This is a genomic window from Nonomuraea sp. NPDC050786 (assembly GCF_040654115.1).
Classification (GTDB): Bacteria; Actinomycetota; Actinomycetes; order Streptosporangiales; family Streptosporangiaceae; genus Nonomuraea.
In genome coordinates this window covers 1-11,767 of sequence record NZ_JBFAHJ010000023.1, presented here as the reverse complement: position 1 = coordinate 11,767, position 11,767 = coordinate 1, and the positions used below count along the sequence as shown (strand labels likewise).

Annotated in this window: 11 protein-coding genes; 5 read left to right on the top strand and 6 right to left on the bottom strand. The window is 71.2% G+C overall.

The features are described 5' to 3' along the window. Positions 1 to 54: 54 nt before the first annotated feature. A complete protein-coding gene (locus AB0H84_RS33935) occupies positions 55 to 3,360 on the top strand; it encodes a tetratricopeptide repeat protein (RefSeq protein WP_357613462.1) in 3,306 nt (1,101 codons plus the stop codon). 25 nt (positions 3,361 to 3,385) lie between these two features. On the opposite strand, the gene AB0H84_RS33930 is transcribed toward AB0H84_RS33935, so the two are convergent. The 3 genes from AB0H84_RS33930 to AB0H84_RS33920 all read right to left on the bottom strand — a co-directional run bounded on the left by AB0H84_RS33930 (position 3,386) and on the right by AB0H84_RS33920 (position 7,254). Beyond that, a complete protein-coding gene (locus tag AB0H84_RS33930; RefSeq protein WP_357613459.1) occupies positions 3,386 to 4,972 on the bottom strand; it encodes an acyl-CoA synthetase in 1,587 nt (528 codons plus the stop codon). Further along, complete coding sequence (locus tag AB0H84_RS33925) at positions 4,972 to 6,117, bottom strand: thiolase domain-containing protein (protein ID WP_357613456.1); 1,146 nt, start codon at positions 6,115 to 6,117, stop codon at positions 4,972 to 4,974. Before AB0H84_RS33925 ends, AB0H84_RS33930 begins: the two co-directional genes overlap by 1 nt. A gap of 129 nt (positions 6,118 to 6,246) precedes the next feature. After that, on the bottom strand, positions 6,247 to 7,254 hold the full coding sequence (locus tag AB0H84_RS33920; RefSeq protein WP_357613955.1) for a lipid-transfer protein: 1,008 nt from the start codon (positions 7,252 to 7,254) through the stop codon (positions 6,247 to 6,249). Here AB0H84_RS33920 and AB0H84_RS33915 point away from each other — a divergent pair. Next, positions 7,157 to 7,363, top strand: coding sequence for a DUF6882 domain-containing protein (locus AB0H84_RS33915; RefSeq protein WP_357613952.1), 207 nt, complete (start codon positions 7,157 to 7,159; stop codon positions 7,361 to 7,363). The two genes, AB0H84_RS33920 and AB0H84_RS33915, sit on opposite strands and share 98 nt — an antisense overlap. Here the strand turns inward: AB0H84_RS33915 and AB0H84_RS33910 are convergent. Next, entirely contained in the window at positions 7,266 to 8,165 is a 900-nt protein-coding gene (locus AB0H84_RS33910) for an OB-fold domain-containing protein (protein ID WP_357613453.1), read from the bottom strand. The genes AB0H84_RS33915 and AB0H84_RS33910 overlap by 98 nt on opposite strands. Further along, positions 8,155 to 9,711 carry an acyl-CoA synthetase gene (locus AB0H84_RS33905; RefSeq protein ID WP_357613451.1) on the bottom strand — a complete coding sequence of 519 codons (1,557 nt, stop codon included), beginning with the start codon at positions 9,709 to 9,711 and terminating at the stop codon, positions 8,155 to 8,157. Before AB0H84_RS33905 ends, AB0H84_RS33910 begins: the two co-directional genes overlap by 11 nt. A 118-nt stretch (positions 9,712 to 9,829) precedes the next feature. Here AB0H84_RS33905 and AB0H84_RS33900 point away from each other — a divergent pair, with 118 nt between their 5' ends. The 3 genes from AB0H84_RS33900 to AB0H84_RS33890 are packed head-to-tail and all read left to right on the top strand — an operon-like array spanning position 9,830 to position 11,365. Further along, positions 9,830 to 10,639: a crotonase/enoyl-CoA hydratase family protein gene (locus AB0H84_RS33900; protein ID WP_357613448.1), complete on the top strand. Its 810-nt coding sequence runs from the start codon at positions 9,830 to 9,832 to the stop codon at positions 10,637 to 10,639. A 50-nt stretch (positions 10,640 to 10,689) separates the two neighbouring features. Then, a complete protein-coding gene (locus tag AB0H84_RS33895; protein WP_357613445.1) occupies positions 10,690 to 10,968 on the top strand; it encodes a type II toxin-antitoxin system Phd/YefM family antitoxin in 279 nt (92 codons plus the stop codon). After that, entirely contained in the window at positions 10,961 to 11,365 is a 405-nt protein-coding gene (locus tag AB0H84_RS33890) for a type II toxin-antitoxin system VapC family toxin (RefSeq protein ID WP_357613442.1), read from the top strand. Before AB0H84_RS33895 ends, AB0H84_RS33890 begins: the two co-directional genes overlap by 8 nt. Positions 11,366 to 11,368: 3 nt before the next feature. Here the strand turns inward: AB0H84_RS33890 and AB0H84_RS33885 are convergent. Beyond that, positions 11,369 to 11,767 (bottom strand): nitronate monooxygenase (locus tag AB0H84_RS33885; RefSeq protein ID WP_357613439.1); only part of this gene is annotated, 399 nt, incomplete at its 5' end.

Below are 11,767 nucleotides of genomic sequence, written 5' to 3'. Positions count from 1 at the left end.
GGGATGACCGGTCAACCGACAGCGGCACGCGCCGGGACGGCCGGACGGACGTCGATGGCGCGGTCCGGGGTGGTGGAGCAGTCGCCGGTCGCCGCCGTTCCAGGTCCTGGGCCGTTGATGCCGTTCGAGGAGGCGGGTGCCGGCGCCCTGCCCGAGCTGGCCGGGTGCCTCGCCGTCGCCGTCACCGCCGCCCTCAGGAACGTGGCCCCGACCAACAGGGATCTGGCCCACCGGCTCCGCCTCCTGGCCGCCTGGCTGGACGGGCACGGCCGGCCGGCCGACGCCGTGGTCCCCGCCTCGGAGGCCGTCGTACGGCTGCGCGGCCTCGCCGTCCAGGAGCCCGGCCTGCGGTTGATGCTGGCCGAAGCCGCCGCACTGCTGGCCGGGCTCCATGCCCGGCTCGAAGACCTGGACGCCGCCGTGCGCTCCGCCGCCGAAGCCGTACGCAACCTGCGTGCCCTGGTCGCGCTGGAGCCCGACGAGCACCGCCATGCCCTGACCGGGCAACTGCTCCGGCTGGGCGAGCTGCTGCTGATCGACGACCGGCCCGAGGAGGCGCTGGGGCCGTTGCAGGAAGCCATGACCGTGGCGGGCCGGCAGCACACCGCGACGCAGGCCGAGGGCAGGCGGCTGCTCGGCTTCTGTCTGGACGAGCTCGGCCGGCCGGTGGACGGCCGCGCGCAGCTGGAGCAGGCCGCCGAGCTTTACGACACGCTGGGCTCCAGGAGCGAGCGGCGCGCGTCCGAGGTGCGGGCGAGGGCGGCCAGGCTGGAGACGGAGGTCGAGCACGCCGGTGGACGGCCGTGGCTGCTGGCGCTGGTCTCCACGCGGCCGGAGGCGGCCGTGGCCGGGGCGGAACGGCAGCTGGCGGAGTGCGCCAAGGCCGCAGAGGGCGGCGGAACGCCGGAGATCCACGCCTACATCTCCGCCCAGACCGTGCTCGCCCGGGCCTGGACCGACGTGGGACGGGCCGGCGACGGGCTCGTGCTCGCGAGGCAGGCTGCCGAGCTGCTGCGACGCCATCCCGTACCGGAGACGCTGCAGCGGTCGGCAGGTCCGGTGCGGCCGCACGCGATCGCCGTGGGGATGGTGGCGGCGGCGCTCGGCCGGGCGCTGGTGTGCCTCGGGCGGCACAAGGAGGCCGTTCCGCACCTGCGTACCGCCATCGAGTCGTACGAGCCGCGGGCCGGGACGAGCGTCGTGTTCCGTACGGAGCTGGCCGAGCTGCTCATCCTGGAGACCGCAGCCCTCTCCGAAGCCGCCTGCCCCGCCGACGCGGAGGCGGCGGCAGACCGGCTGGTCGGGCTCTACGAAGGGCTGGTGTCGGAGGGGCTCGCCTCCCCGCGCGCCCTGGCCGGGGCCCTGCGGCTGCAGGGCGGCATCCGCTTCACGAGGCAGGACGTCGAGGGCGCGCTCCAGTCGGCGACCCGGGCCCTCGACGTCGTGTCCTCGGAGCCTCCGGCGGCGAGCCGGCTCCTCACCGCCACCTGCCTGGAGCTCGGCGGCCTGTGCCTGGCCGAGCTGCACGACCCCGGTGCGGCCACGGCCAAGCTGGCCGAGGGCACCGCGATGCTGCCGTACCCGCCCGCCGACCTCGTCGACGTGCACCTGTTGGCCCTCACCCGGCTGGCCAGGCTGCGGGTGGAGGAGGAAGGGCCGGCCGCCGGAGTGGCCCTGTACCGCCAGATGCTCGATATCCGGCCGCTGCCGGGGACGGATGCGCTCAGAACCCTCATCGAGGAGGTCATCGCCTACCCGGGCGACATGCCCGACCTGTTGCCCGCGCTGACGACGTTCGCGGACGCATTGGAGCAGGAGGTGCCGCTGAGCGGCGGCGGCGCCGAGGTGCACGACCTGTGCGGGCAGGCTCTGATGCGGTTGCCGGACGCTGAGCCGGCCGTCCGGGTCTACCGGGGGCCTGCCGCCTTCTCCGGGGACTACCGCGGGCGGCTCGGCAGGGCGCTCGCCGCGCTCGCCCGGCAGGGGCAGGCCGACCTCGCCGTCCTGGAGCAGGCCATCGACCTCCTCTCCGACGAACCGGGCAGGGAACTGGCCGAGACCCTCAACCTCTACGCCGTCAAGCTGCTCGAACAGGGCCGCCCCGTCGAGGCGCTGGCGCACTCCGAGCGGGCCGCCGACCTCTGCGACGAGCTGGACGACCCGGCCGTCGCCGCGGTCACGTACGTGCAGCTCGGCTCGAGCCTGGCCATGCTCGACCGCCCGCAGGCCGCCCTGGAGGCGGTCACCTGGGCACTCGCCGAGCTGGACCGGGCCTCGAAGGCGGGCGTCCCGAAGGCGGGCGTCTCGGAGGCGGGACGGGAGCCGCCCGGCGTGCGGGCGCGGGCGATTCAGGTGCGCGGGCAGGCGCTGCGGGCGTTCGGCAGGGAGCAGGAGGCGCTGGCGCACCTCGTGGAGGCCCTGCGGCTCCACACCGACCCGGCGAGAAAGCGGGAGTGCGCCGAGATCATCGCCGACGACCTTCTGGCGGCGGCCAGGCCGGAGGAGGCCGCCGAGTACGCCGAGATCGCCGCCACGGGACAGGAGCCGGGCACGGTCAAGCACGCGCTGGCCACCCAGCGCGTGGTGAGGTGCCACATGATGCTCGGCGAGCTCAGCGAGGCCAACGCGCTCGTCGAGGACCTGATCCCGCTGGCCAGGCGGTCGCCGGACGATCTCACGTACCGAGCTGTGCTCGCCGACTCCCTAGCGCAGAGCTCCGAGCTGCTGCCCCTGCTCGGCCTGGACAGCGGCGTGGAGGCCGAGGCGAGGGCCAGAGAGGCCATCGCGATATACGACGAGCTGCTGACCACCGGCATGGACGCGCAGGCCCTGCACACCAGCCGCGCGGGCGCCTGCCTCACGCTGGCCTCCGCGCTCAGGATGCGGAACCTGGCCGCCGACGCGATCCAGCCGCTGCGGGAGGCGGTCGCGGCGCTGGAGAGGTTCGGGCCGGTGGAGCGGCGGTTCGGCTCCGGGAGCCGGGCGCGCCAGGAGCCAGGGAGCCCGGCCCAGCGCGAGCTGCTGTCCAGGGCGATGCTCATGCTGGGTGACGCGCTCATGGAGGCGGGCCGGGGACTGGAGGCCGGGCTCGTCTTCCACCGGGCCACGCAGGTGACACGGGACGAGCTGCCCAGGGCCGTGGCACACGCCAGGCTCGGCCTCTGCCAGCAGGAGCTGGGCAGGGACGACGCCGCCGACGCGGCGCTGCGGGTCGCGGCCGGGCTGCTCCGCGACCTGCCCGCGCGGGACGGCGTCGCGGACCTGCTCCGCGACGTGCTACGGGGCAGGATGAAGCTGCTGGAGAAGGCGGGCAGGAGCGACGAGCTGGCAGCGGTCGAGGAGGAGCTGCGGGCTCTCTAAGCGCCGGTCTCCCGCAGCGCGCTCTCTATACGCCGCTCGCCTGCACCGTCTCGCGGGCCCACCGGTAGTCCGCCTTGCCCGCCGGCGATCGCACCATTTCCTCCACGAACGCGTACGAACGAGGCACCTTGTACCCCGACAGCAGCGTCCTGCAGTGCGCGTCCAGCTCCTCGGCCGTCACCTCGACGCCCTGCCGCGGCTCCACGACGGCGGCCACCCTGTTCCCCCACCGCTCGTCGGGCACCCCGGTCACTACCGCGTCGTACACGGCCGGATGCCCCTTGAGCACCGCCTCGACCTCCTCGGGGAACACCTTCTCCCCGCCGGTGTTGATGCACTGCGAGCCCCGGCCGAACACGTTCACGGTCCCGTCGGTGTCCACGGTCGCCAGGTCGCCGGTCAGCAGCCACCTGGTCCCCTCCTCGTCGGTGACGAACGTGCGGGCGGTCTTCTCGGGGTCGTTGTAGTAGCCGAACGCCACCCGCCCGGCCGTCGCCACGGTCCCGAGCTGCCCGGAGCCGGGCTGCACGGGCCGGTGCCGCTCGTCGAGCACGGCCAGCCGGACCATGGAGTTCGGCTTGTAGCGCAGGCCCTTCTCCGGGGTGGAGCCGGCCACGCCGGTCGCCGTGTAGCCGGACTCGGTGGAGCCGAAGCCGTCCATGATCATGACGTTGGGGAGTAACTCCTGGAGCCGGTCGCGTACCGCGCCCGACAGGATCGCGCTGGTCGAGCTGATCACGAACAGCGAGGAGGCGTCGTAGCCACCCTTCTCCAGCGCCTCGGCCAGGGGCCTGGCCATGGCGTCGCCGGTGATGTTGATGGAGATCACGCGCTCGCGCTCGACCGTCCGCCACACCTCGTCGGCGTCGAAGCGGCGCACGTACACCATGGTCGAGCCCATCCACCAGGCGATGAACGTGGCCATCTGCGCGGCCCCGTGCATCAGCGGCGCCGCGGCCATCATCACGATGGGATCGGCCTTGACGGCCGCGTCGATCACCTCCTGCGGGGTGGCGCGCGGCTCGCCGTACGGATTGCCGCCGCCGAAGCCCATGAACAGGTCCTCGACGTGCCACATCGCCCCTTTGGGCAGGCCGGTGGTGCCGCCGGTGTAGATGATGTAGACGTCCTGGCCCGAGCGGGGCGGGAAGCCGCGTTCCGGCTTGCCCCGCTCCAGAGCCGTCTCGTACGGCACCGCCGAGCCGATCGCCGACGGCCCGCCCACCGAGATGAGGTGCCCCAGCAGCGGCGCCTGATCGGCCACGGCGGCCACCCGCGCGTCGAACCCCACGTCGTAGATCAGGACCCGGAGATCGGCGTCGCGGTAGAGGTAGAGCAGCTCGTTCTCGACGTAGCGGTAGTTGACGTTGATCGGCACGGCCCTGATCTTGAGCGCGGCCAGGAGCCCTGCCACGTACTCGACGCCGTTGTAGAGGTGCAGCCCGACGTGCTGGCCCGGCTCGATGCCCAGATCCATGAGGTAGTGGGCGAGCCGGTTGGCCTCGGCCTCCAGCTCGGCGTAGGTACGCCGGTCCGCGCCGCAGACGATGGCCGTCCGGTCCCCGATCGTGTCCGCGAGCCCTTCGAACAGGTCAGCGTGGTTGAACTCCATCAGGGTCTCTCCCGTCCGACGATCCACATCGCGAAGAACTGGGCTCCCCCGCCGTACGCGTGGCCGAGCGCCATGCGGGCGCCGTCCACCTGGTGCTCGCCCGCCAGCCCGCGCACCTGCAGCGCGGCCTCGGCGAACCTGATCAGCCCCGAGGCGCCGATCGGGTTGCTCGACAGCACCCCGCCCGAGGCGTTCCACGGGGTGTCACCGTCGAGCGCCGTCGCGCCCGACTCGGTGAGCTTCCATCCCTCCCCTTCCGCCGCGAACCCCAGGTTCTCCAGCCACATCGGCTCGTACCAGGAGAACGGCACATACGTCTCGGCCACGTCGATCTGCCGCCGCGGGTCCGTGATGCCGGCCTGGCGGTAGACGTCGGCCGCGCAGTCCTCGCCCGCCTGCGGGAGGACCGCGTCGCGACCGGCGCGGAAGATCGGCTCGGAGCGCATGGCCGTCCCGTGCACCCAGGCCGGGGTGCCGGTGACCTTCGACTCGGACGACAGGATCATGGCGCACGCGCCGTCGCTGGACGGGCAGGTCTCCAGGTAGCGGATCGGCTCCCACAGCATGGGCGTGGACTCGACCATCTTCTGGTCGATGCCGGGGATCTTGAGGTGCGCGTACGGGTTCTTGAGCGCGTTCAGCCGGTCCTTGACCGCCACGAGGGTCCCGATGTGCCCGGGCGCGCCCGACCTGCGCATGTACTCGCGGATGTGCGGCGCGAAGTAGCCGCCCGCGCCCACCACCAGCGACGCGTTGAAGGGCAGGTGCGTGGAGAGCGCCCAGGTGGCGTTGGACTCCGACTGCTTCTCGAACGCCACCACCAGCACCCGGTCGTGCACGCCGCCCTGGATCAGCGAGGCTCCGACCAGCGCCGTGGAGCCGCCCACGCTGCCCGCCGTGTGCACGCGCATCATGGGCTTGCCCGCCGCGCCGAGGGCGTCCGCCAGGTACGCCTCCGGCATCATCACGCCCTCGAACAGGTCGGGCGCCTTGCCGATGACCACGGCGTCGATGTCCTTGAACGTCAGCCCGGCGTCCTCCAGCGCCCGCAGCGCCGCCTCGCGGACCAGTCCGGCGATCGACACGTCCCTGCGCTTGGTCGTGTAGTGCGTCTGCCCGACGCCGATGACCGCGCACCTGTTCATTGGTCGCTCACCACTCCTCATTCGCTCCCCGGAGTGCCTCCTTCGTCGGCCCTCCACTCCGCTTCGCGACGCACCCTGTCCAATTGCTCGCTCCGCTCGCGGGGCGTCGGGTTCGCTCCCGGTTGCCCATCATGCCTCCAGGACGGTGACGAGGTTCTGCTGCAGGCAGGGGCCGCCGGCGGCGTGCCCGACGGTGCGGCTCGCGTCACCTTCGAGGATGCGCCGCGCGGCCTCGCCGATGCGGATGAGGCCCGTGGCCATGACCGGGTTGGCGGCCAGCGGGCCGCCGGACGGGTTGATCACCGTGTCGCCGGGCAGCTCCAGGGCGCGGCGCAGGATGATCTCCTCGTGGGGGAACTGCGCGTGCAGCTCGGCCACCTCGACGGGACCCTTGCCGACCCCCGCGGCTCGTGCGGCATCGGCCGCGGAGGCCGACAGGGCGAGATCACGCATACCCAGGTAGTGGGGCTCTATACGATGCGCGATGCCCCTGATATAGGCGGGATTCGCGCACAGCTCCCTGGCCAGGTCACCGGCGGCGAGCACGATCGCCGCCGCGCCGTCCGTGATGGGCGGCACGTCCGTCTTCTTCAGCGGCTCCACGGCGAAACCGTCCGCGTCGTCCGGGTCGGGCAGATCGAGCGCGTACGGGTTGCTCCTCCCGTCCGCCCGGCTCCTGCGGACGATCTCGTCGAGCTCGTTCCGGTCCGCGCCGACCGCGCCGGCCTGGAGCGCGGCGTAGGAGAGCAGGTCGAGGCCGAGCGGCGCCAGGTAGTACGGGTCGAGCTGGATCGTCATGATCGTGCGCAGGTCGCCGAGGGACGACTTGCCGAACCCGTACACCAGGGCCGAGTCGATGTCGCCGTGCTGGAGGCGCACCCATGCCTCGTACAGGGCCCAGGCGCCGTCCATCTCCACGTGGCTCTCTGAGATCGGCGGCCAGGCGGCCAGGGCGTCGAGGGCCGACACGAACGAGAACGGCGCGCCCGCGAGGTAGTCGCAGCTGCCCGAGCAGGTGAAGCCGAACCTCTTGAGCCCGGTGCGCTCCTTGACCTCGTTGATCACGGGCAGGATCAGCTCCGGCTCGGTCGCGCCGGTGTCGTGGTCGGTGTGCTGGGTCTGGGCGAACGCGACGATCGCGACATCTCTCATGACAGCTCCACGTCGGGCTCGCCGGTGGGGGCGAACCAGCGGATGTTCGACATTGACGCCGTACGCTCGCTCTCCGGCACCCAGACGGCCTTGACCCGCATGCCCTGGCGCACCTCATGAGCGGGTACGTCGCCGATGAGCGCGATCATGGGGATGTCGGCGTTGTCGAGCAGGATGTACGCCGACACGAACGGCACCTGCGGAGCCCGGGGGTCAGGCAGGTTGTTGATGGCGAACGTGGTGATGGTGCCGGTGTCGGGCAGTTCGAGCGTCTCCCCGATGGCGCTTCCGCATTCGGGGCAGGACATGCGGTACGGCACGTACACCTTGGCGCAGCTCTCGCACCGGCCGCCGAGGAAGACGCCGCGCTTGATGCCCTCCAGGAAGACGCGGAGCGCGCCGCCCGCCTGGAGGCGGTATTCGGAGCGCACGTTGGACACGATCTTCGTGACCTCAGGGACGAAATGCGAAATGTCGGTGATGTGGCCGGTGGGGCGGTCGCTCCAGGCCGGCCAGACGCGCGTGCCCGCGGCGAGCGCCTTGGGGTTGCCCGCGTCCACGGCGTGCACCAGCGCGGTGTCCGCCCCGTCCAGCTTGATCAGGGCCCAGGCGAAGGGGCGGTCGAGCGGGTGGTTCTCGAGGGGCTCCGCCACCCACGCCCAGGTGGTGACCGTGCCGGCCGGGCCGACCTCGACGTACTCGCCGGTCACCGGCTCCCCCGTCGCGGGGTCGTACTCCAGGGGCGGCACGAGCACCTTGCCCTCTTTCGTCCGCACGCCCACGATGCGCCGGCCGCGTAGTTCGCTCAGGAACCGGCCGATCACCGGGCCTGTCGTACGCGTGTAGCCGCCGGGAAATTCCAGGACGTGCTGGGCGACGAGCGGATCAGATGGCACGGTCGTGTCCCTCCCAGTACGGAGCGCGGAGCTTGCGTTTGAGCAGCTTGCCGTTGGGCTCTCGGGGCATCTCGGCGATGAAGTCGACGCTCTTGGGCCACTTCATCCTGGCCAGGCGGCCCTCCAGCGACGCGATCAGCTCGCGGGCCAGCTCGGGACCGGGCTCGATCCCCGGGGCCGGCTCGACCACGGCCTTGATCTGCTCGCCCCACTCCTCGTCCGGGATGCCGAACACGGCCACGTCCGCCACCTTCGGGTGGACCATGAGCTCGTTCTCGATCTCGGCCGGGTAGATGTTCGCCCCCCCAGAGATGATCATGTCGGCCTTGCGGTCGCAGAGGTAGAGGTAGCCGTCCTCGTCCAGGTATCCGATGTCCCCTACGGTGAAGTAGTCCTTGAGGCGGTTCGCGGCGGTCTTGTCGGGGTCGCCCTTGTACTCGAACGAGGCGCCCATCATCTTCATGTAAATCGTCCCGGCGGTGCCGGTCGGTACAGGCTCGCCCTGCTCGTCCACGATGAGCAGCTCGCTGATGGGCCACGCCTTGCCGACCGTGCCGGGGTGGGTCTTCCAGCCCTCGGGCGTGGCAAGGGTGCCGCCGCCCTCGGTGGCCGCGTAGTACTCGTACACGCAGTCGCCCCACCACTCGAACATCGCCCATTTGACCGGGACGGGGCAGGGGGCCGCGGCGTGGATCATCCACTTGAGCGAGGACAGGTCGTACTTGGCGCGGGTCTGCTCCGGGAGCGCCAGCAGCCGCTTGAAGTGGGTCGGGACCAGGTGGGAGTTCGTGACGCGGTAGCGCTCGCAGACGCGGAGCATCTCCTCGGCGTCCCACTTGTCCATGTAGACGAGCGTGTGCCCCATGTGCAGCGCGGTGCCGCCGAACTGGGTCACCGCGGTGTGGTAGTTCGGGGACGTGATCAGGTGGGCGTTGGGGCGGCCCGGGGTGATGCCGAACAGTCCGAGCAGGAACGTCATCAGCTCTGCGGAGTCATCCGGATCCAGGCCGTTCAGCCCGCGTTTGACGCCTTTCGGCTTGCCGGTCGTGCCCGAGGTGTAGTGCATGGTGGCGCCGGCGGTCCGGTCTTCCGGGGCGGTGTCCGGCTGTCCGTCGGTGAGCTCGCTCGCCGGGCGGAAGCCGTCGACCTTCTCGCCCTTCTCGCCGAGGACGAAACGGCGGTGCGGCTCGATGGCCTCCGCTCCCCTGGCGCCCTCCTTGAGATAGCGCGGGTGCACGAAGAAGGCCTTGGCCTCGCTGTCGGACACGATGTACGCGATCTCGGGGCCGGTGAGATGCCAGTTGACCGGGGTGTAGTACCAGCCGGCCTGCATGGCGGCCAGGTAGAGCACGAGCCCGTCGACGCCGTTCGGGACCAGGCCGCAGATGCCGTCCCCTGGCTGGAGCCCTAGGCCGCGCAGGCCGTGGACGAGGCGGTTCGAGCGGGCCAGCAGGTCGCCCGCGCGATGTTCCGTACCGTCAGGGTCAACAGCCGCGATCCACTCGGGATCCGCCTGCGCGAGCCTCCAGAAACCGAGCGTGCCCATGTGAACTCCTTGGAGTTGCGGCGCGGCAAAACAGGAACCTGTTCTCGTTTGCTGCTGGGAGCGTATCCTGGGGCCGAAGTTCGTAGCAAGCGCTTGATTAAACACTTCGGAGGCGTACGTGGAGCTCCTGCCGATCAGCACCCCCCACTGCCGGATCGAACGCGACGGCCACGTCCTGATCGTCACCATGAACCGGCCGGAGGCCCGCAACGCGCTCTCCTCGGACATGCTGATCGGCCTGGCCTCGGCGTGGGCGTACGCGTCGGCGGAGGCCGGGATCCGGGTGGCGATCCTGACAGGCGCGGAGGGCACGTTCTGCGCGGGGGCGGACCTCAAGGCCATGGGGCAGCCCTCCACGGACCCGGAGGTCCAGGCCAGGGCCGCGCAGATCCCCAACTTCCACTGGAAGGGCCTGCTCAGGGAGGACCTGCCCACCAAGCCGATCATCAGCGCCGTGGAGGGCTACGCGGTGGCGGGGGGCACGGAACTGCTGGTGGGGACGGACCTGCGGGTGGTGGCCGAGTCCGCCACGCTGGGCCTGTTCGAGGCCAAGCGCGCCCTCTTCCCCATGGGCGGCAGCGCCGTCCGCCTTCCCCGGCAGATCCCGTACTGCCACGCCATGGACCTCCTCCTCACCGGCCGCGCAGTCACGGCGGCCGAGGCGCTCTCCATGGGACTGGTCAACCGGGTGGTCCCGGACGGCCAGGCGCTGGCCTCGGCGCGCGAGCTCGCCGAGGACGTCGCCACCTCGGGGCCGCTCGCGGTGCAGGCGATCCTGCGTACGTACCGGGACACACTGGGCATGCCGGAGGTGGAGGCGCTGAAGGTGTCGGACGAGATCGGGTGGCCGGTGATCGGCTCGGAGGACGCCAAGGAAGGCACGCGCGCCTTCCGCGAGAAGCGGCCCCCGACGTACCAGGGACGCTGAGGTAGACTGTTCGCGTAGCACGTGAGGCTACACAAGGCTACGATCGGCACATGATGAAGGTCATCACCCAGCGGGAATTCCGCAACAACTCCGCCGCGGTTATGGATCAGGTCGAAGCAGGCGAGATTTTCCACATCACTCGCAACGGTGTCGAGATCGCGGAGCTGCGACCCATCCCACGCAAGCGGCACCTGAGCGCCGAAGAGCTCGTCGCGAGGCATCGCCGGCTCCCACGCGTCGACTACGCCGAGATGCGCCGAGAGGCCGACGAATTCTTCGGCGGCGAAGAGCGCATCGACGACGACCCGTGGGAGCGGCGTCGTGCCTGATCGCCACGCCACCGGAGTGATCGACACCTGCGTTTACATCGATCTGGGCGAGATATCGCCCGACGCCCTCCCGACCATCCCGGAGCTCACAGCCATCACCCTGGCAGAGCTCCACCAGGGGGTGGCCCTGGCGAAGGACGAGGCAACTCGAGCGGTTCGCATGGAGAAGCTGGGGGCAGCGGCTGTCGACTTCGAGCCACTCCCCTTCGACGCGGACGCCGCCGCGCGTTACGGCAGCCTCGTCGCGCTGACGATCGCGGCGAAGCGTGATCCCCGGCCTCGGCGAATCGATCTCATGATCGCCGCAGTGGCATCGAGCCGGGGATTGCCGCTCTACACCCGAAACACCGACGACTTCGTCGGCCTGGAGAGCCTGCTCACCATCGTTCCGGTGTGAGTGTCAGTCCTCGGTGAGGCGCTCCAGTCGCTCCAGAGCCTCGCCGTACTCCTCCACCAGCCCGAACACCACATCCTTCGTCGACCGCACCTGATTCGTGATCCCGATGATCTGCCCGGCGGGGAAGGTGGCCAGCTCGGCGACGTCGGAGCGCCCGATGCGGCGCAGGGCGTCCGAGACCAGCATGAACTGCAGGGGCATCGGCAGCGTGCCGGGCGACTCCTCCGACTCCCACGCCTCCGTCCACTCGTTCTTGAGCAGCCGCGCCGGCTTGCCCGTCCAGCTCCGCGAGCGCACGGTGTCCCTCGACGTGGCCTCCAGGATGCGGCGCTTGGCCATCTCGGGAGTGTCGGCCTCCTCCACGGTCAGCCAGAGCGAGCCGGTCCAGACGCCCTCGGCGCC

Bases quoted from the DNA above. Each gene is read 5' to 3' on its own strand.
- AB0H84_RS33930 (WP_357613459.1), bottom strand. From the start codon at position 4,972: ATGGAGTTCAACCACGCTGACCTGTTCGAAGGGCTCGCGGACACGATC.
- AB0H84_RS33905 (WP_357613451.1), bottom strand. From the start codon at position 9,711: ATGGGCACGCTCGGTTTCTGGAGGCTCGCGCAGGCGGATCCCGAGTGG.
- AB0H84_RS33935 (WP_357613462.1), top strand. From the start codon at position 55: ATGGCGCGGTCCGGGGTGGTGGAGCAGTCGCCGGTCGCCGCCGTTCCA.
- AB0H84_RS33895 (WP_357613445.1), top strand. From the start codon at position 10,690: ATGATGAAGGTCATCACCCAGCGGGAATTCCGCAACAACTCCGCCGCG.
- AB0H84_RS33925 (WP_357613456.1), bottom strand. From the start codon at position 6,117: ATGAACAGGTGCGCGGTCATCGGCGTCGGGCAGACGCACTACACGACC.